Origin of the sequence: Nocardia sp. NPDC058480 (genome assembly GCF_042720495.1) — a bacterium.
In the GTDB taxonomy this organism is placed as follows: domain Bacteria; phylum Actinomycetota; class Actinomycetes; order Mycobacteriales; family Mycobacteriaceae; genus Nocardia.
In genome coordinates this window covers 285,183-311,872 of record NZ_JBHXMN010000004.1, presented here as the reverse complement: position 1 = coordinate 311,872, position 26,690 = coordinate 285,183, and the positions used below count along the sequence as shown (strand labels likewise).

Below are 26,690 nucleotides of genomic sequence, written 5' to 3'. Positions count from 1 at the left end.
CTACAAGCTCCTAGTTGTGGTATTCGCCGCAGTTGACGTCGAGGGTCTGGCCGGTGATCGCCGACGACCAGTCGGAGGCGAGAAACACCACGGCACGGGCGATCTCGTCGGGCTCTGGCAGCCGCTTCAGATCGGATTTCGACGCGGTCTGCTCGTAGACCTGCTCCACGGTGATGCCGTACTTCTCGGCGACCTGACCGAAATACCACTTCAGCTGATCGGTCCAGATATAGCCGGGCAGCACGCTGTTGACCCGCACACCCTTGCCACCGAGTTCGGTGGCCAAGGTCTGCGACATGGCCAGCAGCGCGGCCTTGGTGAGTTTGTAACTGCCGTACCGGGGCTCGGAATGGCGCACGACCATCGAATTGATCATCACCACAGCACCTTTGGCCTCGGCGAGAGCGGGCGCGAACGCCTGCGTCATCCGCAGGCCGCCGAGCACCGTCATATCGAGGCTCGACCGGATGTGGTCGAAATCGGTGCGGTCGAGTGGCTTCATCGACGGCACCGAGAACGCATTGTTCACGAGTGCGTCGACCCGGCCGAAAGTTTCGACCGTGCGCGTCACGAGATTCTGTACCGCTGCCTCGTCGGTGATATCGGTGGGCACGCTGAGCGTGGCACCGCCTGCGGCCTCGATCTCGGCGGCTACCTCGTGCAATCGGGATTCGGTGCGCGCCGCGAGCACGACCGTCGCGCCCGCCGTGGCCGCTTCCAGACAGATCGACCGCCCGAGCCCGGGGCCGACCCCGGAGACGACGACGACTTTCCCGTCCAACAGTGCCCCGCTCATCCGAGCATCCTTTCGGCGAATGCCCGCTGCCGGGCGCTGATCCGGTCACGCCATCCCGCGGCGTCGATCCGGTTGTTCTCGAAGTACGGAAGGTGTTGCGCGACCTCTTCGATCGGCACCACGGAGACGGTCGGCCCGTCTGCCTCGGTCATCGGCCGATCGGTGCGCTGCCACCGGAACTGCAGGATGCCGCGGGTCCGGCCGGTCGTTTCGATCCAGTTCGCGATGCCCGGATCCTGCTTGCTCACCACCATCCGGATCAGACCATCCGAATCCACCTGGGCCTGAGCATGATTGAGGCTGGTCTGGTGGTTGACGTAGTCCAGCGAGATGTACCAGAGGCTGCCCAGCTGGAAACCCTGGTACGGCGCATCGGATTTCGGGACGGTGATCACCAGTGCCTGATCGTCGGCGAGATCGAAATGCCCGACCGAGGAGTACTGGGTGCTCAGCCCACCGGGGGTGAGCCGGGGTGCGGTGAGGGTGTTCACCGGCAGATCGAGATAGAACCACTTCGGGAAGTTGAACCAGGTGTGCACCCGGGTGAGCAGCATTTTCGCCGCCGCGCCGTACCGTTTGCGAATCCGCGCGAGATCCGGTTCGACGGGTGCGGTGCCGATGGTGTCGACCCGCTCGATCCGGATCGAGCCCTTGCGCTCGGACCAGTCGCTGTAGACCTCACGCACGGCCAGCATGGACGCGCCTTCCCCGAGCGGGAAGTAGTCCGGGCCCGCGTCTGGTTTGGCGGGACCGAAGCGAAGGGAGAAGCTGCCGTCGGCGGCGATCGGAATGCGCCGGTCATCGAACGCGTCGGCTCCGCCGGGCACATCGGTCGCGGTGTAGTCACCTTTGAGTACCTGGAAACTCAGGTCGACGGTGCTGCCGCGCACCCCGCTCACCACATACTCGGCGGTCGGCTCGATATTGGCGTGGTAGTAGAGGGTGTCGGGGTTGTCCAGCCCCATTTTGGCGTACGGACCCGTCGAGGATACGAAGTAGGGATGCGAGGTGCCATGCGCGCCAGAAAGCCGCAGGCACGCGGCGACACTGGCGGCGAGATAGTCGTAACCCTCGGCGAGGTCCTGATCGCTGCGGACGAATTCCGCTCCGGCGATGAGTTCTTCGGCCTGGGCCACCGCGGCGAGGAACGGCGCGGTGAGCGGTTCCGGTGGCGCGCTGCTACCGGATTCGGTGGCGGTACTGGAATGGGTCAACGGTCTGCGATTCCTAGCTCTCGGAGGATATGGGCGGCGATCTCGGCGGGTGAGCCGAGATCGGGAGTGATGACGAGGTCGGCGTGCTCGGGCCGTTCATAGGGGGAGTCGATCCCGGTGAAGCCGGGCAGCTCGCCCGCGCGGGCCTTCGCATAGAGGCCCTTGGGGTCTCGGCGCTCGCAGACCGAGAGCGGGGTGTCGACGAAGACTTCGTGGAACGGCAGCTCACGGTCGGTATGGGCGGTTCGGGCGTCGGTGCGCTGCGCGGCGAACGGGCTGATCACCGACACGATCGCCACCGCACCCGAATCGGCGAACAGCGCGGCGACTTCGGCGACCCGGCGCACATTCTCGTCCCGGTCGGCGGGGGAGAAGCCGAGGCCCGCGTTGAGACCGTGCCGCAGGTTGTCGCCGTCGAGCAGGTAGGCGGGACGTCCGGCCGCGACCAACTGCCGCTCCAGTTCGACGGCCAGCGTGGACTTCCCCGACCCGGACAGGCCGGTCAACCAGACCGTCGCGCCCGCATGCCCGCGTTCGGCGCGACTCACCGCAGACCGATGCCAGACCACAGGGGCCGCGTGTTCACTGTCACCGGTCACGGAATCTGTCCCGGATTCCCGGCCGGTCACCATTCCCGCCGCGACCGTTTGATCGGTCACCGGATCGATCAGGATGAAGCTGCCCGTGCGCCGATTCTCCCGATACGGATCCGACAGCAGCGGCTGACGGCTGCGCAACCGGATGCGCGCGATGTCGTTGAGCGACAGTGTGGTGACGTCCTCGATCCGGTGCAGGGTGTTCACGTCGAGGCGGTAGTCGATGGCCGTGACCTGCGCGGACGAGGTCTGCGCGGCGGTGCGCACCAAGTACTGGGCACCCTCGCGCAACGCAGCACTCTCCGAGAACCAACACACCATCGCATCCAACTCGGTGCCGATATGCGGACGGTTGCCCGGCCGGGCGAGCAGATCGCCGCGCCCGACGTCGATGTCGTCGTCGAGCGTGACCGACACAGCCATTCCGGTGAACGCCTCGTCGACCTTGCTGCCGCCCGGCCCCCAGATCTGCCGGACATGGGTCGACTTACCGGCGGGCAGAACCACCACTTCGTCGCCGGGCTTGAAGATCCCGCCCGCGATGGTGCCCGCGTAACTGCGGTGGTCGAGTCCCTCCTGGGCCCGGATGACGTACTGGATCGGCAGCCGGGCATCGATGAGGTTGCGGTCCGAGGCGATGTGCACGTCCTCGAGGTGGCGCAGCAACGGCGGCCCCGGATACCAGTCCATGTGCTCGGAGCCGTCGACGACGTTGTCGCCGAGCAGCGCCGAAACGGGCACGAAGCTCAGATCGCCCACCGTCAGTTTGGCGGCGAACGCGGCGAATTCGGTGCGGATCTCCTCGAAACGCTCCTGCGACCAGTCGACCAGGTCCATCTTGTTCACGCACACCACCAGGTGCGGCACGCCGAGCAGCGTCGCGAGGAACGCGTGCCTGCGGGTCTGCTCGGACACGCCGGTGCGCGCGTCGACCAGGATCAGCGCGAGGTCCGCGGTGGACGCTCCGGTCACCATATTGCGGGTGTACTGGACGTGCCCCGGGGTATCGGCGATGACGAATTTGCGTCGTGGCGTGGTCACGTAGCGGTAGGCGACGTCGATGGTGATGCCCTGCTCGCGTTCGGCACGCAGACCATCGGTGACCAGCGCGAGATCCGCCGCGGCGCCGCCACGTTCGGTGCTGACTCGTTCGATCGCGGCGAGCTGATCGTCGAACAGGGACTTGGAGTCGTAGAGCAGCCGGCCGATGAGGGTGGACTTGCCGTCGTCGACGCTGCCCGCGGTCGCCAGTCGCAATAGGTTGCGGCGCATCAGAAATAGCCCTCTCGCTTGCGGTCTTCCATGCCGGTCTCGGAGATCCGGTCGTCGGCCCGGGTGGCGCCGCGCTCGGTGAGCCGGGTGGCGGCGGTCTCGGCGATCACCTTCGCCGCTGTGTCGGCGGTGCTCTCGACGCAGCCGGTGCAGGTGGCGTCGCCGACCGTGCGGAAACGGACGGTGGCTTCGAAGGTGCGTTCGCCGGGAGCAGGGGTGATGAATCGTGTTGCCGACAGCAGCATTCCGTCACGCTCGATGACTCGCCGCCGGTGCGCGTAGTACAGCGACGGCAGCTCGACGGCCTCGCGATCGATGTACTCCCAGATGTCGAGCTCGGTCCAGTTCGACAGCGGGAACACCCGGATGTGTTCGCCGGGCTGATGGCGGCCGTTGTAGAGGTTCCACACCTCGGGCCGCTGTGCGCGCGGGTCCCATTCGCCGAAACTGTTGCGGAAGCTGAACACTCGCTCCTTGGCGCGGGCCTTCTCCTCGTCCCGGCGCGCGCCGCCGAACGCCGCATCGAATCGGTGTTCACCGATCGCGCGCAGCAAGGTGGTGGTCTGCAACGGATTGCGGGTGCCGCCGGGGCGTTCTACGGCGCGGCCCGCGTCGATATCGTCCTGGACTCGGGCGATCTCGAGGCGCGCTCCGGTGTGCGCTGCGGTGCGGTCGCGGAACTCGATCACCTCGTCGAAATTGTGACCGGTGTCCACATGCAGCAGCGGAAACGGCAACGGCGCGGGCCAGAACGCGCGTCGTGCCAGGTGCAGCAACACGGCGGAATCCTTGCCGCCGGAGAAGAGCAGGGCCGGTCGCGCGAGAGTGGCCGCGACCTCCCGGAAGATGTGCACCGACTCGGCCTCCAAGGCCGCCAGATGCGATAACTCGTACCCCGCCTGCACTGTTCACCCACTTCGTTCGAGCATTTCGCCGGAAACTTTCCCCGACGGCTTGCGATGTCGAATATTCGACGCTATTGTTCGGTATTGTGACACCGACGATAAGCCGGGCCGAGGGCGCCGGTCAAGAGGTGACCCCGGATTCGATGGGCGATGCCGAGATTCCCGGCGCCGCGTCGCCGCCGACGCAGCGCGTGGTGAAGGTGCTGGAGCTGCTGTCACGGCACCCCACCGAACGTCTGTCGCTGGCCCGCATCGTGCGGGAAGCGGGGCTGTCCCGCGCCACCGCGCACGCCGTGCTCACCCAGCTCACCGCCGATGGCTGGACGGTGCGCGACGACGACGGGTGCTACGGCATCGGCTTGCGGCTGCTGGCAGTGGCCAGGCGCGCCGAAACGGCATTTCCGCTGCGCCGCACCGCGATTCCGCATTTGCGAGCGCTGTCCGAACAGGCCGACGTGCCGGTATTCCTCGCCGAACGCGCCGGGGGCAGCATCGTGGTCACCGAAGTCGTCGGTCATCCGTCGGCGGGCTGGATCCGCCCCGGTCGCCGGCTCCCGCTCGCACCCCCCGTCTGTCGGGAATTCGTCGCCTGGGCAACGGAACCCGTCATGCAGGCGTGGCTTGCCACCGCCGACCCGGCCCACCGTGAGCGCCTCGCCCGCGTATTGGCCGAGATCCGCACCCGGGGCTACTCCGTGGAACGCCTGGTCGACGACTCGACGCCGATGCTGGAAGTGCTGGCAGGCCTGCGTGATTCACCGATCACCGCCGCCTTGCGCGCGCAGCTCGGTTCGGTCATCACCGAATTGATCACCATCGACTACCTGCCCGACGAGCTCGGCCCCGACAACGCGGTGGTTACCCTCGCCGCACCGATCCGTGATCGCAACGGTGCGGTGGTGGCCGCAGTCGTCAGCTGCCCCGATACGCAGCTGTCGGCGCAGGCACTGAGCGAGCTCGGCACGACGACGGTCGCGACCGCGGACAGAATCGCCGCAGGCGTTCCGGGGACGTAGGTCAGGCGGTTCGCCCACGCACGCAACGACATCGCGTCCAATGCGGTGACGATCGCGGCGCCGACCTCGCCGGACCGGTGTCGGCCGCGGTTTCGACTACTCGGAAACGGTGTTTCGCCATTACGCTGAGCGGGTGGCTCTGTCCGGATACGACCCGCTCGACGGTCGTGGGCGGATGGCGAGGAAGGACTCCCGACGTGGCAAATGACAGTGATCGGTGGTGGGAGGCGCCCGGAATGTCGGGCCCCGCCCCTGACCCCGCCGCACAACCTCCCGCCGATCCCACCATCCTGCGGTCGCCCAGCAACCCGGCCGAGCAGTCGGCCGCCCGACCGCAAGACGGCCCGCAACCGTCTGCTGACCCGGGGGTGAATCAGCTTGGTAGTGGACAACATCCGGTCGCGCCACCCACGGTGTTCGGGCAGTCTTTCGGGCAACCCGGTACCGGCGAGCAGTCGTACGGACAGCAACCCGGGACCGGACCGCAGCCGCAGTGGCAGCAGCCCGGAACGGGACAACCCGGCAGCGGCCAGCATCCGTATGCGCCACCGGCAGTGGTCGGGCAGCCGTGGACCGGGCAGCAACCCTATGGGCAACAATCCGGGATGGGTCAAGATCCGTATGGGCCGCAACCCGGTAGCGGGCAGCCGTATGCCTCCCAGCCGCTGACAGGCCAACAACCGTACGGGCAGCAGTTCGGACCGGGCCAGCAGCCGTTCGCCCAGCAGCCGGGGTACGGGCAGCAGCCCTACGGCTACGCTCCTGCGCCACAACAGTATTCGCCTACGCCGCGTCGTGGTGGCTCGGGCGTGATCATCGCGGTGGTGGCCGTAATCGTGGTGCTGGCGATCGGGGTAGCGGTCGCGGTCGCGATCGCCGCCCGCTCCTCCGACGCGTCCTCGGTGGCGGCGGGCTCGACAACCACCACCAAGGCGGGGCCACTGTCGGGCACGAGTACGGCGCCTCTGGCTCCTGGCTCGAAAGGCGTGCTGATCCCGGCCTATCGCGTCGCCTACGACGTGCCGTCGGCCTGGACCATCCACTCCGACTCCGACCCGATGTCGTTCACCAACGCGGCCGGCTCGGTGGACGGTCGGGGCCAGGCCACCGAGGGCGCCGACTACTGCCCTGGCTCGGTCTACCGAGCCATGGCCGCAGTCACCTCGTCCACTGAAACCGACCCCGCCGCGGCGGCCGGGAGCGTCGCGAAAATTTCCGCGGCAGGCGGGTATTCGGACCCGACCGGCGGAAAGATCAGCACGCCTACTTCGCTGAAGACCCAGAGCGGAGTCAGCGGCCACTTCGTGGAGACCTCGGGCGCGTGGACTCCGCAGATCCCGGGGTGCACGGCGAACGCCTACTCCGTGTACACCTTCGGATTCCGCAACGCCGCCGGCACCACCCTCGTACTGACCATCCTCGTCGATCGCGGCACCACCGGCGAACTCACCGCCGATCAGGCGAAGGAGATGATCGAGAGCTTGCGCCTGGTCTAATGGCGTCGGCACCTTGGCACTCGTGGTCTACGCGGGTGAACGGGCTCGGTTCCGGTGACCATGGTGACGACTGCCGCCGCCGCGGTCACCGTGCCAGGTTGTCGAACCCGCGACAGGTCCTGCCGACACGCCCATCGGGCGCGTCGGCACGCGCGTCGAAGCGCGGATCACTCGATGAGGTGGTGGAATCGGCCGGTGCGCGTATCGAGTGGAATTGCAGCCTGTGTCGCGGTCGTGACGCTGGCCTTGCCCGTAGGCCCGGCCGCCGGCGCGGTTCAGGACACCGCGTGCGGGTCGATGCTGTCGCAGGCCGACATCGCCGAGATCGCGCGGTTGTCGGACACGTCGGCGATCTCCGGTGCGGGCAGTCTGGACCGGCTCGAGGACGCGGTGGCCCGCCATCATCGGATCACCGAGATCCTCGTCGAGCATCGGGACCTGCGCGGGCTGTTCGCGATCGGGCTCGACGGCGTCGAATACGCCGCGGTGATGCCGATGCAGCGCGATCCGGCGGCATTCGCGAACCGCGAGTACGCGCACGCGATCAGCCTCGAACTGCTGCGCCGGTTCCTTGACAATCTGCACGCCGAATTCACCGGTGGTATCGCGGAACCCCAGTGGGCGCACTACTTCGCGCTGGCCCGCGACTGTGGGGCGTCGCGCGCTCGCACGGCGATGGCCGGATACAACGCGCACCTGACCGTCGACCTGACCTATTCGGTGGCGGCAGTCGGCAGCAAGCCCGAGAACGCGCCGGACTACTTCAAGATCGTGGCGGGAATCGCCTCGGTCGGTGACGTGATCATCGACCGCACCAAAGCCACCTACGGTGCCGACCTCGGACCGCTGTGGCGGTTCTACTTCGTCGGCGAGGGACTCGACCAGTTGTTCGGCGCGGGAGTCGCCACCGAACAGTTGCTGATCGCCGCCGACCTCGGCGCGAACACGGTGATCTTCACCAACGGCCTCGCCTTGCAAGACCCCGTCCTCGCTCCGGCGATCCGCACGGAGATCACGGCGTTGTGGCAGGCAGGGGACCTGGCTTTCGAAGCACTGGCCCGAATCAACGCACTCTGAACGCGTCCGCGGCGTCCATTCGAAACACGGTGTCGCACAGCGTTCGCCGGAACTGTCAGGAGCGGTCGAACCGGATGTCGGCTGCGAGCGGGTCATGGCAGATGTCGTCGAGCTCGAGAACGCGGTGGATCCACGTCGGTGCGGAGACCGGATTCCGGATCAGCGCGCGCACCGTGATGGCGGTGACCACCGCCGTAGCCAGGGATTGCCCACGACCGCTGGCCGCTCGTCGGCACCAATGCTACGTGGCCGGGAACAGGAACGGCCCCGGCCTTGCGGTGGGTAACCGCAAGGCCGGGGCCGGGTTTCGTCGAATCAGCCCGCGGTCTTCTCCGAGCTGCGGATCTCGATGATCGGCAGGATCAGGGCGGCGGGCGCGCTCGCGGGCACGACCGGCTGGTTCGGCTGAACCGGGGCGATCTTGGTGTAGCCGGCGCTCTGTTCGGGGCGCGTGTCGACCTCGCCGTTGTTGGGCCAGTAGGCGGCCGCGCGCTCGGCTTGGGCGGTGATGGTGAGCGACGGGTTGACACCGAGGTTGGCCGACACGGCGGCACCGTCGACGACGCTGAGCGTCGGGTAGCCGTACACGCGGTGGTAGGCGTCGATCACGCCGTGTTCGCGGTCGGCGCCGATCGCCGCGCCGCCGAGGAAGTGCGCGGTCATCGGCACGTTGAACACATCACCCCAGGTGCCGCCGGCGACGCCGCCGATCTTCTCCGCGACCCGCCGGGTGACATCGTTGCCCGCCGGGATCCAGGTCGGGTTCGGTTGTCCGTGGCCCTGTTTGGAGGTCAGCTTGCGGCCACCGAACAGCCCGCGCTTGGTGTAGGTGGTGATCGAGTTGTCCAGGTGCTGCATGACGAGGGAGATGATGGTGCGCTCGCTCCAGTTCTTCGTGCTCATGAAGCGGAAGAACGTCAGCGGATTGGACAGCACCAGCCCGAGGAACCGCAGCCATCGTGGTATCCGGCCGCCGCCGTCCACCATGAGAGTTTGCAGCATGCCCATCGAGTTGGAGCCCTTGCCGTAGCGGACCGGCTCGACGTGGGTGTCGGGGGTGGGGTGGATCGAGGAGGTGATCGCGACACCCTTGGTGAAGTCCTGGTCCGGGCCGAGCGTTCTGGTCGCGGCACCGACGATCGACTCGGAGTTCGTGCGGGTGAGCAGGCCGAGCTTGTCCGACAGATTCGGCAGCGCACCGTCATCGCGCATCGCGTGCAGCAGCTTCTGCGTGCCGAGTGTGCCCGCCGCGAGCACGACGTGCTCGGCGGTCAAGGTCTTGGGCGCCTTGCGCACCCAGGCGCCGGTGCGCTCGGTGGCCACATCCCATGTGCCGTCGGGCAGCGGTCGCAGCGCCGACACCGTGGTCATCGGAATGACCTGCGCCCCTGCCTGTTCGGCGAGGTAGAGGTAGTTCTTCACCAGGGTGTTCTTGGCACCGAACTTGCAGCCGACCATGCAGTCGCCACATTCCACACAGCCGGTGCGCTCGGGACCGACACCACCGAAGTAGGGGTCGGCTTCGGTCTCACCAGGCGTACCGAAGAACACGCCGACGGGAGTCTGCACAAACGTGTCGCCCACACCCATGTCCTCGGCGACGGACTTGAAGATCTCGTCGGCGGGGGTCATGTGGGGATTCGTCACGACACCGAGCATCTTTTTCGCTTGCTCGTAATACGGGGACAACTCGGTGCGCCAGTCGGTGATCTCACGCCACTGCGGGTCCTGGAAGAACGGCTCCGGCGGCACGTAGAGGGTGTTGGCGTAGTTCAGCGAGCCACCACCGACGCCGGCGCCGCCCAGGATCAGGACGTCGCGCAGCGGGTGGATGCGCTGGATGCCGTAGCACCCGAGCTTGGGCGCCCACACGAATTTGCGCAGGTCCCAGCTTGTTTTGGGCAGTTCGTCGTCGGCGAAGCGGCGGCCCGCTTCGATGACACCGACCTTGTAGCCCTTCTCCACCAGCCGCAGCGCGGTGACGCTGCCGCCGAAGCCGGAGCCGACGATCAGAACGTCGAAATCGGTGGTGCGCTCGGGCATGGGGGAGCTCCTCGATCGGTGTCGACAGTGACGCGGGTAACGCTAATGGCGACAGCCAGAGCTGTCAACGTAGGTTCCGGTCCGACCTATGCTGGTCGGGTGGCCCGATATACCCGAGCGGAACTCGCCGATGTCAGCGGCGTGGCGTCGCGCACCATCCGCTACTACCACTCGCTCGGCGTGCTGCCGAAACCCGGCCGCGCGGGCAAGGAAGTCGTCTACTCCGACGAGCACTTGGACCGCCTGCGCGACATCGTCGCCATGCAGGCGCGGGGGTTGCGCCTGGACGCCATCCGCGAGGTATTCGACGCCGAACCGCAGGCCGGTGACTGGCGCGCGCTGTTCGATCCGCGCGCGAGCCAGGCCGCCGAACGCTCGTCCTTCATCGATGACGCCGAACTCGCGACGATGCTGGGCGACCGCGGCGCCGATGTCCTCGCGGAACTCGTCGCGGCGGGATATCTCGCGCGCCGCGACGAACGCTGGTTCCTTGCGGACCGGTCGATGTTCAAGGCCGCGCTGGTCCTCTACGACGTCGGCATCGACGTCACCCTCAGCGGGGCGCTGCGAACGATGATCCAGTCGCGGATCGCCGCGCTCGCCGACGAGGTGGTGCACACGGTCCGCGACGCCGCGGGCACGGGTTACGGCGGTGAGGGGGTCGGGGTGGACCTGAGCCGTTTCCGCGACCGATTGCTCGCGATGGCATGGGAGGTCGGCGGTGCCACGTTCGCCGCCGAGATCGAACGCGCCGCGGCCGCCGACGACGCGGCCGGGCGCCGTGCTCCGGCCCGCGCCGCGAGTGCGCGATGATCGGACGATGAGTTCCGACCGGCCGGGCCCGCGCGCACTGGCCCGCGCGCAGACGATCGCCGACATCAAACGTATCGGCCGCGAGCACCTGGCCACCCACGGTGCCGCGGCATTGTCGCTGCGCGCTGTCGCGCGCGATCTGGGTGTCGTGTCCTCGGCGGTGTACCGGTACGTACGCAGCCGTGACGAACTGCTGACCATGCTGGTGGTCGACGGCTACAACGCACTGGGCGACGCCGTCGAGGCGGCACTGATGGACGCGCCCGACGACCCCGCGACCCGTTTCCGGGTCACCGCGCACACCGTGCGGGGATGGGCGCTGGCCGAGCCCGCCTGGTACGGCCTGCTTTTCGGCACGCCCGTCCCCGGCTACGACGCCCCCGCCGCCGACACTGAGGCGCCGGGCGTGCGGGTGATCGCGATCCTGCTCGGCATCGTCGACAGCGCCTACCGCCGGGGTCAGCTCAGCGTCGCTACTACCGAGCCGACGATCAGCCCGCGAACGGCAGCCGATTTCGCGACGATCCGCGAGCAGTTCGGTCTGCTCGTCCCCGACCGGATGATCGTGTCCGCCCTCACCACCTGGACCACGCTGTTCGGTGCCGTGAACTTCGACGTCTTCGACATGTACGGCCGCGACACCTTCGCTGATCGCGCGGAGATCTTCGACCTGAATATCGACCAGCTACTGCATCTGCTCGGCTTCGTCGTGCCGTGCCCGGACAATGTGGACCGGTCGGTACGGTAGCGATCTGAAGAGTTCCCGCGGTATGTGGGGAGAGGAATGCGTGAACGGCGACGACGGTGTCGCCAACGAAGGAGAGTGCCCGAGTGAATTCTCGCGAGGAGATCTTGCGCCGAGTCCGTGACGGGCTGCTCGACCTACCCGAGGACGAGCGCCGGGTCCCCATGCGTCGATCCACCGGCAGGCACGCGGTGGTGGATCCGACCGAGCGGGCGGAAGTACTCGCGCGGTTCGTCGAACGGTTGCGCGAGCACGGCTCACTGGTGCGCACCGTCGATATCGCGGGCCTGCCCGCCGCCGTCGCCGACGTGCTCTACGGCATGAGTGTGCAGACGGTCCTCGCCGCGGTCGAGCCGGGCCCGGCGTGGTTGGACCACTGGGCTGGTGCGCCGGGGCATCAGGTCGTCCACAGCGGCTCGGACTCGGTCGAGCCCGGTGACGCGGTGGTGCGCGACGCGGTGGCAGGCGACGCCTCTACCGGCTCGCTGGCACTCGATGTCGATGGTGGGCCCGCCGTCTCCGAGGCCATACCTCAGGTGTGTGTCCTCCGTGCGGACCGCGTGTACGTGTCCCTGCCCGAAGCGCTGGACCATCTCGATCAACGGCGGCCACTGATCTGGCTGGGCGGCCCCGGCGATGTCGATCTCGCCCGCCAGATGGTGGTTCTGCTCGTCGAATAGGACGCGGAAAACGTTATCGAGCCAGGGTTGTGTGGGACTGAGGGTCTCAGTTATTCTTGGGTAACGGTGTGACGGCGCTAACAAGGCTGTCCGCGCCGGACATGAACCGAGGAGGCACCGATGACGCTGACCGAATCGAGCCGTAGCGGACCCATCACCGAGGAGTACCGAGAGGCGCTGGCAACCCTGTCACAGGGGTCTGTCGACCGTCATTTCGATCCCTACCTCGATATCGACTGGGATTCGCCGGAGCTCGCCCTTGACCCGAACGATGTGCGGTGGGTTCTCTCGCCGCAGATCGACCCGCTCGGCGCGACGCAGTGGTATCGCGACCAACCGCTCGACCGGCGGATCGAGATCGGCAAGTGGCGTACAGCCAACGCGATCAAGGTCGGTGCCGCCTTCGAGAGCGTGCTGATTCGCGGAATGATGCAATACATCATGAAGTTGCCGAACGGCTCGCCCGAGTTCCGGTACTGCTTGCACGAGATGACCGAAGAGTGCAACCACATCCAGATGTTCCAGGAGCTGGTGAACCGCATCGACGTCGATGTGCCCGGCATGCGGCCGCTGTTCCGCGCTCTCTCGCCGTTGATCGGCGTCGCAGGCGGCTACGCCCACATGATCCTGTTCATCGGCATCCTCGGCGGCGAGGAACCGATCGATCACTACCAGAAGGCGGTGATCCGCGAGGGCGCGTCGATGCCGCCGTTGGTGTTGCGCACCATGGAGATTCACATCGCCGAGGAAGCGCGCCACATCTCCTTCGCCGGCGACTTCCTCACCGCGCATCTCGAGCAGATGGGCAAGTTCAATCGAGGCGTCTGCTCGGTGGCGTTCCCCATCGCGATGCGCTGGCTGGCGAGCGAGATCATGGCGCCGCCGCGTTCCTTCGAGCGCGAGTTCGATATTCCGCGCGAGGTCATCGAGCAGGCCTTCTGGAAGTCGGAACATTCCCAGCGGATCCTGTCGGGCTACTTCGGTGATATGCGCAAACTGGCCGATGACCTCGGTCTGATGAACCCGACCGCCAAGTGGCTGTGGCGCAAGTTCGGCATCGACGGCCCGATCTCGCGCTACCGCAGCGAGCCCGAACGCAGCGCGCGCCGCGTTGCCTGAACTGGGCCCGGCGGCGATTCAGTCGCCGGCGACCAGCTGGGTGATGATCTCGGTGAGTGGCTGGTCGGGGTCCAGGTTCAGGCCGTGCCTGCGGGCGACGCCGTCGACCACGTGCCAGGCGTAGGAGGCGACTTCCTCGATCAGCTGATCTCTGGTGAGTGCGGGATTCGGGTCGTTGGCCCAGCGGGTGACGGTGGCCTCGGTCATCGAGACGATGGCGAAGGTCATCGTGTCGGCCGAGGCCTCGTCGGTGACGCCGACCACCCCGGCCAGGCCGGTGACGAGGGCCCTCGCCGACCCCGCGATGGTGGTGATCAGCGCGCTCATCGCGTCGATCTCGGGATCTGTTTCCGACGGACCCGTTCGAAGGAACTCGTGGAGCCGGGGATGGTCCTGGATCCAGGTGACGACGCCGCCGATCGTGCGAACCAGGATTTCGTGGATCGAGCCCTCGGCGATGTCGAGCGCGTCTTCGATGTCGGCGACGAAGCGGTCGGCGATCTCGCTCCTGACCCGGCGATCGAGCTCGTCGCGACCGGCGAATTGCCGGTAGACCACTGATTTCGCGAGCCCCGCGTGCTCGGCGATCTGGATGATCGGCACCTCGACGCCGGCGGGCGCCTGTTCGATCAGCTCGACCGCGGCCAGCACGATCCGCTCCCGGCGGCTGTCGTTGTGCGGCTGCCATCGGGCTTGCCTGCCGCTGACGGCACTGGAGGGGCGTGACGCTGTGCTCGACACCCGCCTGAGTGTAGAGCAACCATCGATGCTTCAAACCGCTACCGGGGGACCGCCACCGGATCGGTGCAACTGGCGAGCCCGTCGACGAGCGAGCACGGTGCGACGGGGCGCGTCGGCCGGTAATCGGGGGCGACACCGCCCGCCTCGGTGATCGCGCGGTAGGCGGCGACCGCGTCGGTTGGCGTGCGGTCAAGAGTCGGGTCGGTGAGTACGTCGACCGTGTAGAGGCCGAAACGTGCTGTGTAGGAGCCCCATTCGTAGTTGTCGGTGAGGCTCCAGTAGTTGTAACCCATCAGCGGGATGCCGTCGGCGACGGCGCGCTGCAGCCAGTAGACGGTGTCGCGGAGCGAATCCGCGCGGGTGTAGCCGTCGGCGCGGGGGAGTCCGTTCTCGGTGGGGATGCCGTTCTCGACGATGTAGAGCGGGCGGCCGGGGAACTTACGCGCGTAGTGGTCGAGCGCGTAGTAGATCCCTTCGGGCTGCAGCGGAATCGTCCAAGGGCGGTCGAGATCAGGGACCTGTAGCTGGGTGGGAGAGAGGCCGTAGTAATAGTCGATGCCGATGTAGTCCAGGCGCGCCGAGATCCGGTCGAGCAGTGGTCCGCTTACAGCATCGTCGACGGCGGGTATGTAGGCGACATTGCTGCTCACCTGGGCGCCGGGCTGCACGGCATGGATGTAGTCGTAGATGCTGTTGTGCGCCTGAGTGATTCGTTCACCCATGGTGATGACGTCGGCGGCGCCGATCCCGCCGTGGCGCAGTTCGTTGGCCAGATAGACCGTCGGCTCGTTGAATGTCACCCACAGCGGATCAGCGCCGGCGAACCGGTCGACGACCAGGCGGGCGTTGGACAGCCAGTTCGTGACGATCTCCGGATCGCGCCACCCGCCGCGGTCGGCGGCCCAGCCGGGGTACACCCAGTGATCGAGGGTCAGCATCGGCCGCATACCGGCCTCGGTGATAGCGCTGACGACGTTGTCGTAGAACGTGAGTGCCGCCTCGTCCCACACGCCGGATCGCGGTTGGACCCGTGCCCACTCGATGCCGATGCGATACACGCGCACACCGAGTTTCGCGGCCAGCGCGATATCGGAGCGGTAGCGATTGCGGAAGTCGACCGAGTTCAGATAAGGGTCGGCGGTGGTGCCGGATTCGACGTATCGGCGCCAATTGCTGTCCGGTGCATCGCCTTCGGACTGGAACCCGGAGGCTGCCACGCCCCAGAGGAATTCGGGCCCGAGTGGTGCGAGTCGGGCCGGCGCGGGTGGTCGAGCCAGGGTGGGGGAGGTGCTGGTCGTGAGTAGGGCCGCGGCGGCCATAGCGACCGTGGCGAGGATTCGGCGACCAGCGGGGGAGGGCATGGCACTCCTGGCGACTAGGGGAGGGGAGTGAGTTCAGTGTGCGACACCGAGGTAGTTGTGCGGGGGAATTAGGCAGGAGCGGCGGGCTTGGAATCGATGGCCATCAGATACAACATGTAGTTACGTAGATATGCGCATCTACTTATGAATATCCCCTTGGTACCAAACCATGCCCACCACAGCTCACGACATATCCACACTCAACGACTACTCACCAGCAAAGACGGGGGAGGGCCTCCGTCAGGTCGCCAAATCGATGGCGACCGCGCGACCGGTGTCGAACCAGTACGCGTGCAGCTTCCGGATCTTCGCCCGCGAGGGCATACCGCGCAAGTGGATCGCGCATTCGCCGAAGTCCACCAGCACTACCGTGTCGCACAGCAGGGCGCGTGCGGTGGCGAGTTCGTCCGGGTCGGTGATCTCCCTGGCGATCCCGCTGTGGGTACCGTCTGGCAGCTTCACCGTGACGCGAGGATCGGCACGGACATTGCGGAGCCAGGCATTGACCGCGTCGGGCTGCTGAACCGTCACGTGCGGCGGCATCAGTTGCACCAAGTACGCCCGATCACCGTCACGAAAGACCCGGACACACTTGGGGCGCGGTAACCTGGTTTTGCGCCCCGTTGTCGTGAGGATGCCGTACCCGCGTGGCGTGCGGATGCGAAAGAACGGCGCCATGCCCGCACTGAGCAGCTTGCCGTCGCGGGGGCCGCGCACCAGTCGCCCATGTTTACCGATTTCGGCCTCGGCCGCGGTACGCCGAGCTTCGTTTCGGGCCTCGTCCATGCCTCCATGGTCCGCTGGCGGCGATCGGTCGTCCAGCACACCGAGTGAGTTGCCTCTCAGGGCACGGTCGTGAGTGGGCGAACTCGGTTCGCTCGAGCCAGGATTCGTGGATGGTTTGGAATCCCTTGCCGGGCGTTGCGCGCGTGTTCGCGACTCAGCCCTGGGTGATGCGTGGCGCCGGTGTCGTACTGCCGACCGAGCGGTTGTTGCGCAGGCTCAGTGGCGGTCGGTGGGGTGTGCTCGACCTCGCCGGGCTCCCGTCGATCGAGGTCACGGTGGTGGGGCGCAAGTCGGGACAGCCGCGGACCACGTCGCTGCTGTGTGTGCCCGATGGCGACGGCTTCTATCTGGTCGGCTCGAACTGGGGTAAGCCGGAACATCCGGCGTGGTCGGCGAACCTGCGCGCGGCCAGGACGGCATCGGCCCGCTTCGACGGCAGCTCCGCGTTCCCGGTGACCGTCGCCGAGATCACCGGCGTCGAGCGCAAGCGCGTCTGGGACCAGGCCGTCGAGTTCTGGCCCGGCTACGAGATGGAATTCCAGCGCTCGGGCGGTCGCGAGTTCCGCATCTTCCGGCTCGATCGGATCCTCTGATCACAGACCGAGTTTGGTGACGGCATTGTCTTCGAGTGGGTTCGCGGTGCGGATGTAGCCGTGGACGGTGCGGGGGTTCGCCCAACGGCCCTGGCGCATGATCTCGCGGTCACTGGCGCCGCCGAGGGCGGCTTGGGTGGCGAAGCCGGCGCGCAAGGAGTGCCCCGAGAACAGGTCGGGGTCCAGGCCCGCGCGGGCCGCGTAGCGCTTGACGAGTTCGGCGACGGCCCGACCGGACAGCGCTGTGTCGCTGATCGAGCCGTGCCTGTTGATCGTGGGGAACAGCGGGCGGTTCACGTCGGTGCTGAGGCGGGTTCCGGAGAAGCCGTGGCAGCGGTGGATTGTGCTGTCGGCAGCTTGGTTGTTCGTCGTCCAGGATCGCGCGCCCGTGTCGCCGGTGTCGGCGTGGACTTCCAGTAGCCGGACCCAGTCGGCGAACGCGCAGATCGGGCAGGTGTGTGGGTGTTTTCCGCGAGGCAGGGCGATGCGCTGCTCGGCGACGCCGGTCGGGTCGGTCTTGGTTGTCGGCAGGTGTACGACGAGTAGCGGTTCACCGGTGGTGTGGTCGGTGCGCACGTGCACATCGCTGATGCGCAGGCCCGCGAGCTCGCTGCGGCGCAGGGCGCCTGCGAAGCCGACCAGCAGTGCCAGGGCGTCGCGGCGGCGCGCGGGTTCGGTGGGCCAGTCGGGGGCGGGGAGCTCGGCGAGGAGTTGGTCGAGGGTGTGCAGCAGGACCGGCCGTTTCCGGGTCGGCGGGGTGCGGCGGGTGCGGCGGATGCCGCGCAGGGTGAGCCGGACGACGTCGGAGCGTGTCGGCGAGGGGAGTCCGTTGGCGGCGTGGACTGCGGCGATGGCGGCGGACTTGCGATCCAGGGTGGCCGGGCTGAACGCCCACGCGCCGCTCTCTCTTCGGGCATCGGCGGAGGCGGCCAGGTAGACGGCCACGTCGAGTGGGTCCGCGGGGAGCGCCTGGCGCTGCTCGATCGCGCACCAGCCGGCCCAGGCGATCCAATCTGTTCGATAGGCGCGCAGAGTGTTCGCCGATTGGGACGCTTCGAGGTAGCGGCGGAGTGCGCCTGCCTGGTTGTCGTCGAAGCGTTCGCGGACCAGGCGCAGCGCCGCGGTATCGACGAGGACGCTGCGCACCCCCCGGCGCAGTTCGGTGCGGACCTGTTCAGGAAGCACGACCGATGCGTCGCTCAACCTCGCCACTCCCTCGCCTCTGCCGCCGATAACTCCTGGCGTTGCAGCCTAATCCGGCGCGGCCGCGATGGCGGACAGCAGCGTGGTCATCGGCGTGACTTCACGGCATTTCTTCGAGTTCGGCGAGCTGGGTGTGGATGTAGGCGGCGAGCCGGTGCTTGGCCGCGCCGGTGAGGAAACTGGTGTCGCCGAGGCGTGGGAATTGGTCGTCGACGTCCGCAGTCGGCGCCGCGGTGGGTTCGGGCGATTCGCTGACGAGTTCGAGCCGTGCCGGATGGTGTTGGGGCAGAGGAACATTCGGTTCGTACGGCTCTGAGGGTGCTGCTCCGGTACGTACCATGGTTGAACCCTAACGTTTTGATTACGGCCGCTGCCAACATGACAGGCCAAGTAGTGATTACTGCCACGTTTTGTCCGATTCGTCTCACGAGGCGCGTGCTGCAGGGTCCGGTCGGGCCGTCGCGGCGACGTATCCGGCGACCGGGCTCAAACGCAATACGGCAGGCATCCGGCGGGTGAGTGCGGGTGGCCCGGTGAACATGACCCGGCCGGTGCGCTGCGCGTGGGTGAGTGGCATGCGCCCCAACCACACCTCGTACAGGCCGGCGACGTCGGCGCTGATCGTGACGTCGACGGGATAGCCGGGGTCTGTCTCGCAGACCGAGGGAACAGCGGATTCGACGACGATCCAGAATCGTCGGAGATCGTCGGTGAACCGGACCTGCAACACCTGCCGCCGTCCTGGCAGCATCGAGGTATCGACCCGGGTGTGCATCCACCACACGAGCAGTGCCGCATCGAGCTCTTCCTCCTGTGGCGCGCCGAAGGTCCAGCGCGCACCCCATTCGCCGAGTCCGAACAGGATGGGCTGGAGTTGGCTTCCTGCTTCGGTGAGCAGGTGTTCGGTGCCGAGCTTTTCGATGAGTCCGGCGCGTTCGAACTGGCGCAGGCGTTTGGCGAGCAGGCTGCGTGACAGGCCCGGTAGGCCGCGGGCGAGGTCGTTGAAGCGAGTGGTGCCGAGGAACAGGTCGCGCAGGATGAGCAGCGACCACCGTTCGCCCAGTACGTCGAGGGCGCGCGAGATCGGGCAGTACTGGCCGTAGCCTGCTGTCGTTGTCGTCATGGTCACCTCACCGACGGGGTCCTCTTTCTGGACCGGGGGAGTCCACTTTCTGGACTATCTGGTTATCGCGGCGCTTCCTACCTTCGAAACATGACTTCCACAATTTCTGACACCACGTCCAGCACTGACCGGGTTTTCCTCGCCCGCGAGATCGGTGAAACCTTGCGTCTCGAGGTCCCCGAGCGGGACCGCACCGGCGAGATCTCCGTCGCCGCGTTCGACCGATTGCGGTCGAGCGGTCTGTCGGCGGCGCTCGTGCCGGTCGAGTTCGGCGGTGGGGGCGCCTCCCATCGGGAGATGGGGGAGATCCTGCGCGAACTCGGCAGGCACGATCCGTCGACGGCGGTGGCGTTCGCGATGCATTCGCACCTGGTGGCCGCGCAGGTGTGGCGGCACAACCATGGGGTGGACGCTTCGGCTGTGTTCGCGAAGGTGGCGGGTGGGGCGATTCTGGTCAGCACCGGCGCCTCGGATTGGGTCGAGTCCAATGGGCAGGCCGTGCGCGTCGACGGTGGCTATCGGGTGAGTGCGCGCAAGGCACCCGCGAGTGGGTGCGAGGTGGGGGATGTCCTCGTCACCAGCGTTCGCTCCGACGGTGAGGTGCTGCATTTCGCGGTCCCGTTGTCCGCGGCCGGGGTGAGCATCGACAAGACCTGGGATTCGTTCGGTCTGCGTGCGAGCGGTTCGCATACGGTCGTCCTCGACGATGTATTCGTGCCCGATGCGGCGATCTCGATGACCCGCCCGGCCGGTCCGTGGCCGCCGGTGCTGAATGTGGTGATCGGCGCCGCCCTTCCGCTGGTACTGGCTGCCTATCTCGGTGTCGCCGACGCGGCCGTCGACCTCACCGCACACCTTCTGGCGGGCCGTTCCGAAGCCCACACGATCCAGTCTGCAGGAGAAATGCTGAACGCCTACACCACTGCCGAGGACCTCATCACCGCCATGTTCACCGACTCCGAGAACCTGACCTTCCCCAACACCGACGCCTACGCCGCCCGCGCCCTGAGCCGCAAAACCGTCGCCGCCGACGCCCTCATCACCACGGTCCGACTGGCCATTGAAACCACCGGCGGCGCAGGCTATTCCCGCACGTGCGATCTCGAACGCCTCTACCGCGACATCCACGGCTGCCAGTTCCATCCCTTGCCCCGCGCCAAACAGACCCGCTTCAGTGGGCGAGTGCTTCTGGGGCACAGCCCGATCGGCTGAGTTCAGAGGGGTCATCGAGCATCTGGATGACCCCTCTTTCCTACCTGTACAAGTGGGCGGTGACGGTCGGGTCGTTGGCCAGCACGAAGTCGATGATTCCCCAGAACTCCGGAAGACGAGGGTGGACCAAGCCGTCCTCGCGGGAGAGCACCACGCCGTGGACGTCATCGGCTGATCCGTCGAGGCATGCCTGGACGAGGGTTGCTGCGGGGTTCGGGTTGTTCTGCACCGGTCCGACGCGGCAACCGAAAGTCACGTGGTCGTCGGCGGTTTCGGAATCCCACGTGCCGAGGATGACGTCGATCCAAGTGTCATGGTGCTGATCCGCGTGGTGGTAGCTGTTGGCGAAGTATGCCGCGTAGGCATTCCCGTCGCGGGTGATCATGTTCCAGGTGCGCTCGATCGGCTCGTCACAGCAGGGGCATTCGTACCGCGCGATCTGGCGTTCGTCCAGATCGGCTGCGAGTTCGGTGGGATTCACCGCCATATGATCCGCGATGGCGGCGAATTCCGCATACTCGAGCGCGCGCCCACGTGGTTCAATCACCGGGTGATGATGTTCGCGCAACTGTGGTGGCCGCTGACCTAGCGGCTGACCGAGTTGTGCGCGGCCGCACCGAGGGTGGCCAGATCTGTCGTGACGACATCTGTTCCGGCCCTGCGGGCGGTCCTGGAACAGGAGGACGACCATGATCGACATTGACACGTCTACAGGGACTGGTGGGTTCGGCGAGATTCTCGTCAGCTCGCGTTCGCTCGGCGAGTACCGGGCGATGTTCGCGCTCACCGACGACGACCTCGGGCGCAGAATTCTGGACTGCCCGGGTGGTGCGGCAGGGTTCACTGCCGAGGTGAGTCAACGCGGCGGTGATGTAACCGCTTGCGACATAGCCTATTTCGACAAAGGCGTCGACCGGGTGGCTGCCACCGCTGTCGCCGAAGCCGACCGTGGCAACAGATATGTTCGCGAGCACGCCGACGCCTACCGCTGGACGTTCTTCGCCGACCCCGCCGACCACCACCGGGCACGCCGTGAGTCGGCCGAGCAGTTCGCCGCCCACACCTCCTCGTCCCCGCGCCGTTACATCCCTGGTCGGCTCCCTGCACTCCCCTTCGCCGACAACAGCTTCGACCTCGTCCTCAGCTCACACTTGCTGTTCAGCTACGCCGACGACCTCGACTACGAGTTCCACCGCCAGGCGATCACCGAACTGGCGCGGGTTGCCACCACGGAAGTCCGACTGTTCCCTGTGGTCCCCATCGGTTCGCCGGGGCGGTACGAGCAGCTCGAGAAGTTGCTTGCCGAGTTGTCGCTCGCGGGCATTTCCAGCCGAATCATGAAGGTGGACTACGAGTTCCAAGCGCACGCGGACGAGATGCTGGTCTGTGAGGTGGCGGCTCAGGCGTCGGGCGGTCGCTCAGCGGCTGTATAGCCGGTTCTCCGGTTGTGGTGGTCCAACAGCGTGGCCAAGAGCTCGGTTAGGTGCGCTCTGTCGCTGGGCGAGAGGGGGTCGAGTAGTTGTTCCTGGCTTTCGGCGAGCCGCTTTTCGAGGCGGTGTAGTTGGCGTTTGCCCGCGGTGGTGAGGGAGATGATGTTGCGGCGGCGGTCGGTGGGGTCTGGGGTGCGTTCGACGTGGTTGTGGTCGGCTAGTTCGTTGATGGTGGCGACCATGTCGCTGACGTGGATGCCGCTGCGGCGGCCGAGGGTGGCTTGGCTGGCGGGGCCGAATTCGTCGAGGGTGGCCAGGAGGCGGTAGTGGTAGCCGCGGGCGTCGGCGGCTGTGAAACCGTCGCTGACCAGGCGGTGGGCGTGGTTGGCGGTTTGCGTGAGTAGCCAGGTGGGCACGTTTGCCCACCTGGCTGTGGTCGGCTCGGGTGGGTGCTCCATGTGACAACTCTAACAAATCGTTTGTGCAACCAACGATCACGATATCGTTGGCCACACAAACGTTAGTCACCCGAATGTTGGGCTGACGAAGGAGTTGAGACCATGATCGAACCGTTCCGCATCGACATCCCTCAGGCTGATATCGACGACCTCAACGACCGGCTCGCCCGCACCCGATGGCCCAACGAAATCGCCGACGCGGGCTGGGACTACGGCTTCCCGCTGGCGCGACTGAAGGAACTCGCCGAATACTGGCGCACCGGCTACGACTGGCGAGCGCACGAGGCGAAACTCAACGAACTCGCGCACTTCACCACCGAAATCGACGGCCAGAACATCCATTTCGTGCACGTCCGCTCGCCGAAGCCGGACGCGCTCGCGCTGATCCTCACCCACGGCTGGCCCGGCTCGTTCCTCGAATTCCTGGACGTGATCGAACCGCTCTCCTGCGACTTCCACCTGGTGATCCCGTCCATCCCGGGCTATGGATTCTCTGGACCGACGCATGAGCGTGGCTGGGATGTCGCCCGGGTCGCACGCGCCTGGGCGGAGTTGATGCGTCGTCTCGGCTACGAGCGCTACGGTGCGCAGGGCGGCGACTTCGGGTCGGGCATCTCCCAGTCGCTCGGAGCGGTGGCACCCGAGAACGTTGTCGGAGTCCACGTCAACTACCTGCCGACCCGGCCGAATCCGGATGTCGAACTCTCCGACGCCGACGAAGCGCGACTCGACAAGGTCAAACAGCTGATGGCGAATCGACCGCCCTACCAGGCACTTCAAGCCGTCACCCCGCAGACTATCGGCTACGCGCTCACCGACTCGCCGGTCGGCCAACTCGCCTGGATCGCCGAACGTTTCGCGCAGTGGACGGACCCACGCTCGCCGATCAGCGACGACCGGATGCTCACCGATATCTCCCTGTACTGGCTCACCGCCACGGCGGCTTCCTCGGCCCGGCTACATCGCGAGTCCGCGCGGGGGAGCCAACCGTGCCCGGTGCCTCTCGGCGTCGCCGTATTCGCCTACGACATCACCCAATCGGTGCGCCCGCTGGCCGAGCAACTCTTCGATATCAGGCACTGGTCGGAATTCGACCGTGGCGGTCATTTCGCCGCGATGGAGGTCCCGGACCTCCTCGCCGCGGACATCCGGGAGTTCTTCCTGCACCACCTCGAGTAGGCGCTGCGGGTCAGCGGCAGTCGATGTACTCGAGGTAGGCGCGGCCCGAGACCACGCGGTCCCGGTAGGTGCCGGTGTAGTCGTAGGTGCCGACGAACCCGGCGCCGAGCCCGTAGGAGTAGTCGCCACCGGCCGCGCCCTCGATGGTGATCAGGTCTCGGCCCTCGTCGTCGAGTACTCGCCACGACAACGACTTCGGCAGGCGCATTACACGGCCGTCGGGGGTACGCCGAGGTTCGGATTCGTACTCCCGGACGCGGAAGTCGAATCCGCGGGTGTACACACCGCCGTACCCGTCGAGCGAGCGCAGGTAGACCGACTTCTGGATCGGGAACCCGGCGGGGCCGAGGACCTCGACCAGCAACGCCTGTGTGCGGTGGTCCAGGTTGAGGACGTGGTAGGTGAAGAACTTCGCGGGCAGCTTGGGTCGTGTCGAGGCTGTCACGCTGTGCGTACCGACACCGGCGGCATATTCGACGGTGCACAAACCCTGCACCTCGACGCGCTCACCGCGATAGTCGAGATGACCGCGATAGGTCGACAACAGGCTCCAATGTCGATACAGCGCAGGGATATTCGCGAAGTGGGCCACCTTGTCGGTGGCCTCGATCTCGGGTTCGACGGTGACGTCGGGGTGGGTTCGGCGCACGGTGAAGTGCGGGTAGGTGCCATCGATGACGAGGTCATGGCCGAACCGGAGGTGGCTGCCGTCCGCGGCGAACTCGCAGTCGCGAGCGATGCTGTGCACGAGGAACTGTCCGTCGGTCATGGATGCCGTCGCCGAGGAGGTGTAGGCGGTGTCGGATGGAGTTGTGGTGATCGCGTGATCGTTGGCGAAGATCGTCACCCCGGGGGAACCGACGATCGACATGACCCCGAACGAACGGTGTGGCTCGGGCAGATCGGGGACCATCACCCCGTAGTGCACCCAGTTCCGCCGCCGCCCCGATGGTGGGCTCATCGATTGGTTGGCATCGAACGGGGAACCGTTCACCCGCCCGGTCCGATTCACCGATCCGACCAGTCGCTGCACTGCGCTCACCGTTCACCCTCCGTCGTATAAGCCCACTCGTCGGCGATATTACCCGAAAGTAATATCGCCGACGACGCACGTCATGGGCGTCGCGCGGCGAAAGACCGGGCGGGGAAATATGACGCAGGTTGTCAAGGTATTGGTCGAGGATGGGATTGGCCGGTCGGCACACCTCCGAGAGATAAGGGACCCCCTTGCGTGAAACTCCAGAAGAACTCGCAGAGCTTCAAGCACTCCTTGACGCCTCCCTTACCAACGCCACCTCGCACCTGCGCTCGATCATCGACAGTGAGAACACGCTGACCGCGGCCGAACTCGCCCAGGCCCTCACCGGCATGAGCACCCTTGCCCTGTCCACCGTGACGGCGAAGGGCGAACCGCGAATCAGCGGAGTGGACGGGCACTTTCTGCATGGACGATGGCATTTCGGTACGGCGCGCAACGCCGCCAAGGCTTGCCACCTCGCGGCCCGGCCGGCCGCCAGTGTCGCGCACATGCGCGGCGAGAACTTGGGCGTGTTCACGCACGGCACGGTCGAGATCCTCAATCCGCTGGGCGGCGAACCTTCCGGGGACTGGCCGGAACTGCTCGCGTACTTCCAGGACTTCTATGGCGACGACGCCTTCGACTGGGCCAATGAGGTGGTCTACTACCGGCTGCGCCCGCACTGGATGACCGTCTACGCGCCGGACATCGCGAGGCTCGCTACCTGACCATCGCAGGATTTGTGGGCCGCCGGAAATTGAGGGTTGCGCTATACGTATACATCTACTTATAGTGGGATCACGCAATGTACGTATACATCTACGTATAACCCTCGCAGCCCAGGAGTGCAGATGCCTACTTTCCAGACACCGCAGCCGATCGCCGTCACCGTCGATGTGGCCTGCGGTGACGTCACCGTGGTCGCCTCTGACCGAATCGACACTGTTGTCGAGGTCCGACCGGCCGATACGTCCAGCAAAGCGGATGTTCGTGCTGCTGAACAGATCCGGGTCGAGCTCGCCGGTGGCAAGCTGACGGTCGAGACGCCGAAGAAGTGGAAGGCCTTCACGCCGTTCAGCGGCAATCCGTCGATCTCGGTGACCGTCGAGGTGCCGATGGGCTCCGTGCTCGACGCGACCGTCGCCATGGGTCGACTGGTGAGTGTCGGCGAATTCGACCAGTGCGACCTGGAGGTATCCGCCGGCGACATCGTGGTGGAGCGCCCGAGTGGTTCGGTGACCGCGAAGACCGCCAAGGGCGACATCCGCGTCGACGAGGCCTCCCGTGGGGTGCTCCGGCTGGAGACGTCGATGGGCGATCTCGAGGTGGGCATCCGCCGGGGCAGCGCGGCTCGACTGGAGGTCAACGCGCTGTACGGCAGCGTGCAGAACCGGATGGAACCCGTTGACCAGTCGCGGGGGACCGGGGATGCCGTGCAGGTATACGCACGCAACCTGTACGGGAACGTCACCGTCGGGCACGGAGCCCTCGTATAGGACCGGGTTCGTCAAAGCTGTTGCGCCCGAGCCGTTCGTGTGCGATCTCGCCGTCCTCGGCGGTGATCGCCTGCCCGACCGGCAACACGAGATGGGTCGCCAGCGCCCGGCGCGACGCAACCGTTTCGAACGGCCGCAGGTCATCCCCGGATGACCTGCGGCCGTTGTTCGCACTGTCGATATCAATACCGGCGTCTGGTCCAGCGGTAGGGAGATCGTGGGCGACCGGCGACAGCGACCGGAACAGGACCACCCCCGCTAGCAGGTCAGTGGGTCTTCGGCCGTCAAACGGAGCTAGCCGGTCCGGTGAGATCGGTG

Annotated in this window: 28 protein-coding genes; 13 read left to right on the top strand and 15 right to left on the bottom strand. The window is 66.7% G+C overall.

Annotated elements, in window-relative coordinates:
• Positions 1-10 precede the first annotated feature (10 nt).
• The 4 genes from ACFWO8_RS13135 to cysD are packed head-to-tail and all read right to left on the bottom strand — an operon-like array spanning position 11 to position 4,783.
• Positions 11-796, bottom strand: coding sequence for an SDR family oxidoreductase (locus ACFWO8_RS13135; protein WP_378949184.1), 786 nt, complete (start codon positions 794-796; stop codon positions 11-13).
• A complete protein-coding gene (locus ACFWO8_RS13130) occupies positions 793-2,010 on the bottom strand; it encodes a hypothetical protein (RefSeq protein WP_378949181.1) in 1,218 nt (405 codons plus the stop codon). Before ACFWO8_RS13130 ends, ACFWO8_RS13135 begins: the two co-directional genes overlap by 4 nt.
• The gene (gene cysC, locus ACFWO8_RS13125) at positions 2,007-3,878 is read right to left on the bottom strand and encodes an adenylyl-sulfate kinase (protein WP_378949178.1); all 1,872 of its coding nucleotides are present in this window, start codon (positions 3,876-3,878) and stop codon (positions 2,007-2,009) included. Before cysC ends, ACFWO8_RS13130 begins: the two co-directional genes overlap by 4 nt.
• Positions 3,878-4,783 carry a sulfate adenylyltransferase subunit CysD gene (cysD, locus tag ACFWO8_RS13120; protein WP_378949175.1) on the bottom strand — a complete coding sequence of 302 codons (906 nt, stop codon included), beginning with the start codon at positions 4,781-4,783 and terminating at the stop codon, positions 3,878-3,880. Before cysD ends, cysC begins: the two co-directional genes overlap by 1 nt.
• Before the next feature lie 86 nt (positions 4,784-4,869).
• Here cysD and ACFWO8_RS13115 point away from each other — a divergent pair, with 86 nt between their 5' ends.
• The 3 genes from ACFWO8_RS13115 to ACFWO8_RS13105 all read left to right on the top strand — a co-directional run bounded on the left by ACFWO8_RS13115 (position 4,870) and on the right by ACFWO8_RS13105 (position 8,372).
• Positions 4,870-5,799, top strand: a complete 930-nt coding sequence (locus ACFWO8_RS13115; RefSeq protein ID WP_378949172.1) for an IclR family transcriptional regulator — start codon at positions 4,870-4,872, stop codon at positions 5,797-5,799.
• A 197-nt stretch (positions 5,800-5,996) separates the two neighbouring features.
• Positions 5,997-7,295, top strand: coding sequence for a hypothetical protein (locus ACFWO8_RS13110; protein ID WP_378949169.1), 1,299 nt, complete (start codon positions 5,997-5,999; stop codon positions 7,293-7,295).
• A gap of 195 nt (positions 7,296-7,490) precedes the next feature.
• Positions 7,491-8,372: a DUF5995 family protein gene (locus ACFWO8_RS13105; protein ID WP_378949166.1), complete on the top strand. Its 882-nt coding sequence runs from the start codon at positions 7,491-7,493 to the stop codon at positions 8,370-8,372.
• A gap of 55 nt (positions 8,373-8,427) precedes the next feature.
• On the opposite strand, the gene ACFWO8_RS13100 is transcribed toward ACFWO8_RS13105, so the two are convergent.
• Together ACFWO8_RS13100 and ACFWO8_RS13095 are read right to left on the bottom strand one after the other, a co-directional pair.
• The gene (locus tag ACFWO8_RS13100; RefSeq protein WP_378949162.1) at positions 8,428-8,562 is read right to left on the bottom strand and encodes a hypothetical protein; all 135 of its coding nucleotides are present in this window, start codon (positions 8,560-8,562) and stop codon (positions 8,428-8,430) included.
• A gap of 125 nt (positions 8,563-8,687) precedes the next feature.
• The gene (locus ACFWO8_RS13095; RefSeq protein WP_378949159.1) at positions 8,688-10,415 is read right to left on the bottom strand and encodes a GMC oxidoreductase; all 1,728 of its coding nucleotides are present in this window, start codon (positions 10,413-10,415) and stop codon (positions 8,688-8,690) included.
• A gap of 99 nt (positions 10,416-10,514) precedes the next feature.
• Between ACFWO8_RS13095 and ACFWO8_RS13090 the strand changes: the two genes are divergently transcribed.
• From ACFWO8_RS13090 to ACFWO8_RS13075, 4 genes are all read left to right on the top strand, one after another.
• Positions 10,515-11,228, top strand: coding sequence for a MerR family transcriptional regulator (locus ACFWO8_RS13090; protein WP_378949156.1), 714 nt, complete (start codon positions 10,515-10,517; stop codon positions 11,226-11,228).
• 7 nt (positions 11,229-11,235) lie between these two features.
• A complete protein-coding gene (locus tag ACFWO8_RS13085; protein ID WP_378949153.1) occupies positions 11,236-11,976 on the top strand; it encodes a TetR/AcrR family transcriptional regulator in 741 nt (246 codons plus the stop codon).
• Between the two features lie 83 nt (positions 11,977-12,059).
• The gene (locus tag ACFWO8_RS13080) at positions 12,060-12,653 is read left to right on the top strand and encodes a hypothetical protein (protein WP_378949150.1); all 594 of its coding nucleotides are present in this window, start codon (positions 12,060-12,062) and stop codon (positions 12,651-12,653) included.
• Positions 12,654-12,773: 120 nt separating this feature from the next.
• Positions 12,774-13,772 carry a diiron oxygenase gene (locus ACFWO8_RS13075; RefSeq protein WP_378949147.1) on the top strand — a complete coding sequence of 333 codons (999 nt, stop codon included), beginning with the start codon at positions 12,774-12,776 and terminating at the stop codon, positions 13,770-13,772.
• An 18-nt stretch (positions 13,773-13,790) separates the two neighbouring features.
• On the opposite strand, the gene ACFWO8_RS13070 is transcribed toward ACFWO8_RS13075, so the two are convergent.
• The 3 genes from ACFWO8_RS13070 to ACFWO8_RS13060 form a co-directional block, all read right to left on the bottom strand.
• Complete coding sequence (locus tag ACFWO8_RS13070; protein WP_378949144.1) at positions 13,791-14,513, bottom strand: TetR/AcrR family transcriptional regulator; 723 nt, start codon at positions 14,511-14,513, stop codon at positions 13,791-13,793.
• Positions 14,514-14,551: 38 nt separating this feature from the next.
• Positions 14,552-15,874 carry a family 1 glycosylhydrolase gene (locus ACFWO8_RS13065; RefSeq protein WP_378949141.1) on the bottom strand — a complete coding sequence of 441 codons (1,323 nt, stop codon included), beginning with the start codon at positions 15,872-15,874 and terminating at the stop codon, positions 14,552-14,554.
• Positions 15,875-16,114: 240 nt separating this feature from the next.
• Positions 16,115-16,660 carry a nitroreductase/quinone reductase family protein gene (locus ACFWO8_RS13060; RefSeq protein WP_378949137.1) on the bottom strand — a complete coding sequence of 182 codons (546 nt, stop codon included), beginning with the start codon at positions 16,658-16,660 and terminating at the stop codon, positions 16,115-16,117.
• A gap of 110 nt (positions 16,661-16,770) precedes the next feature.
• Here ACFWO8_RS13060 and ACFWO8_RS13055 point away from each other — a divergent pair, with 110 nt between their 5' ends.
• Positions 16,771-17,253: a nitroreductase family deazaflavin-dependent oxidoreductase gene (locus tag ACFWO8_RS13055; protein ID WP_378949134.1), complete on the top strand. Its 483-nt coding sequence runs from the start codon at positions 16,771-16,773 to the stop codon at positions 17,251-17,253.
• On the opposite strand, the gene ACFWO8_RS13050 is transcribed toward ACFWO8_RS13055, so the two are convergent.
• From ACFWO8_RS13050 to ACFWO8_RS13040, 3 genes are all read right to left on the bottom strand, one after another.
• Positions 17,254-18,456: a site-specific integrase gene (locus tag ACFWO8_RS13050; RefSeq protein ID WP_378949131.1), complete on the bottom strand. Its 1,203-nt coding sequence runs from the start codon at positions 18,454-18,456 to the stop codon at positions 17,254-17,256.
• 100 nt (positions 18,457-18,556) lie between these two features.
• A complete protein-coding gene (locus ACFWO8_RS13045) occupies positions 18,557-18,796 on the bottom strand; it encodes a hypothetical protein (protein WP_378949128.1) in 240 nt (79 codons plus the stop codon).
• A gap of 84 nt (positions 18,797-18,880) precedes the next feature.
• Complete coding sequence (locus tag ACFWO8_RS13040; RefSeq protein ID WP_378949125.1) at positions 18,881-19,579, bottom strand: winged helix-turn-helix transcriptional regulator; 699 nt, start codon at positions 19,577-19,579, stop codon at positions 18,881-18,883.
• 90 nt (positions 19,580-19,669) lie between these two features.
• On the opposite strand from ACFWO8_RS13040, the gene ACFWO8_RS13035 reads away from it, so the two are divergent.
• Entirely contained in the window at positions 19,670-20,791 is a 1,122-nt protein-coding gene (locus ACFWO8_RS13035; protein WP_378949122.1) for an acyl-CoA dehydrogenase family protein, read from the top strand.
• Between the two features lie 40 nt (positions 20,792-20,831).
• On the opposite strand, the gene ACFWO8_RS13030 is transcribed toward ACFWO8_RS13035, so the two are convergent.
• Positions 20,832-21,338, bottom strand: coding sequence for a hypothetical protein (locus ACFWO8_RS13030; protein WP_378949119.1), 507 nt, complete (start codon positions 21,336-21,338; stop codon positions 20,832-20,834).
• A gap of 142 nt (positions 21,339-21,480) precedes the next feature.
• On the opposite strand from ACFWO8_RS13030, the gene ACFWO8_RS13025 reads away from it, so the two are divergent.
• Positions 21,481-22,224 carry a class I SAM-dependent methyltransferase gene (locus ACFWO8_RS13025; RefSeq protein ID WP_378949116.1) on the top strand — a complete coding sequence of 248 codons (744 nt, stop codon included), beginning with the start codon at positions 21,481-21,483 and terminating at the stop codon, positions 22,222-22,224.
• On the opposite strand, the gene ACFWO8_RS13020 is transcribed toward ACFWO8_RS13025, so the two are convergent.
• Entirely contained in the window at positions 22,191-22,679 is a 489-nt protein-coding gene (locus ACFWO8_RS13020) for a MarR family winged helix-turn-helix transcriptional regulator (RefSeq protein WP_378949113.1), read from the bottom strand. The two genes, ACFWO8_RS13025 and ACFWO8_RS13020, sit on opposite strands and share 34 nt — an antisense overlap.
• Positions 22,680-22,781: 102 nt before the next feature.
• Here ACFWO8_RS13020 and ACFWO8_RS13015 point away from each other — a divergent pair, with 102 nt between their 5' ends.
• Positions 22,782-23,858: an epoxide hydrolase family protein gene (locus ACFWO8_RS13015; RefSeq protein WP_378949110.1), complete on the top strand. Its 1,077-nt coding sequence runs from the start codon at positions 22,782-22,784 to the stop codon at positions 23,856-23,858.
• 10 nt (positions 23,859-23,868) lie between these two features.
• On the opposite strand, the gene ACFWO8_RS13010 is transcribed toward ACFWO8_RS13015, so the two are convergent.
• On the bottom strand, positions 23,869-24,900 hold the full coding sequence (locus ACFWO8_RS13010; protein WP_378949107.1) for a DUF6670 family protein: 1,032 nt from the start codon (positions 24,898-24,900) through the stop codon (positions 23,869-23,871).
• 185 nt (positions 24,901-25,085) lie between these two features.
• Here ACFWO8_RS13010 and ACFWO8_RS13005 point away from each other — a divergent pair, with 185 nt between their 5' ends.
• Positions 25,086-25,604, top strand: coding sequence for a pyridoxamine 5'-phosphate oxidase family protein (locus tag ACFWO8_RS13005; RefSeq protein WP_378949104.1), 519 nt, complete (start codon positions 25,086-25,088; stop codon positions 25,602-25,604).
• A gap of 123 nt (positions 25,605-25,727) precedes the next feature.
• Positions 25,728-26,372: a DUF4097 family beta strand repeat-containing protein gene (locus ACFWO8_RS13000; protein WP_378949099.1), complete on the top strand. Its 645-nt coding sequence runs from the start codon at positions 25,728-25,730 to the stop codon at positions 26,370-26,372.
• The last annotated feature ends 318 nt before the right edge of the window (positions 26,373-26,690 follow it).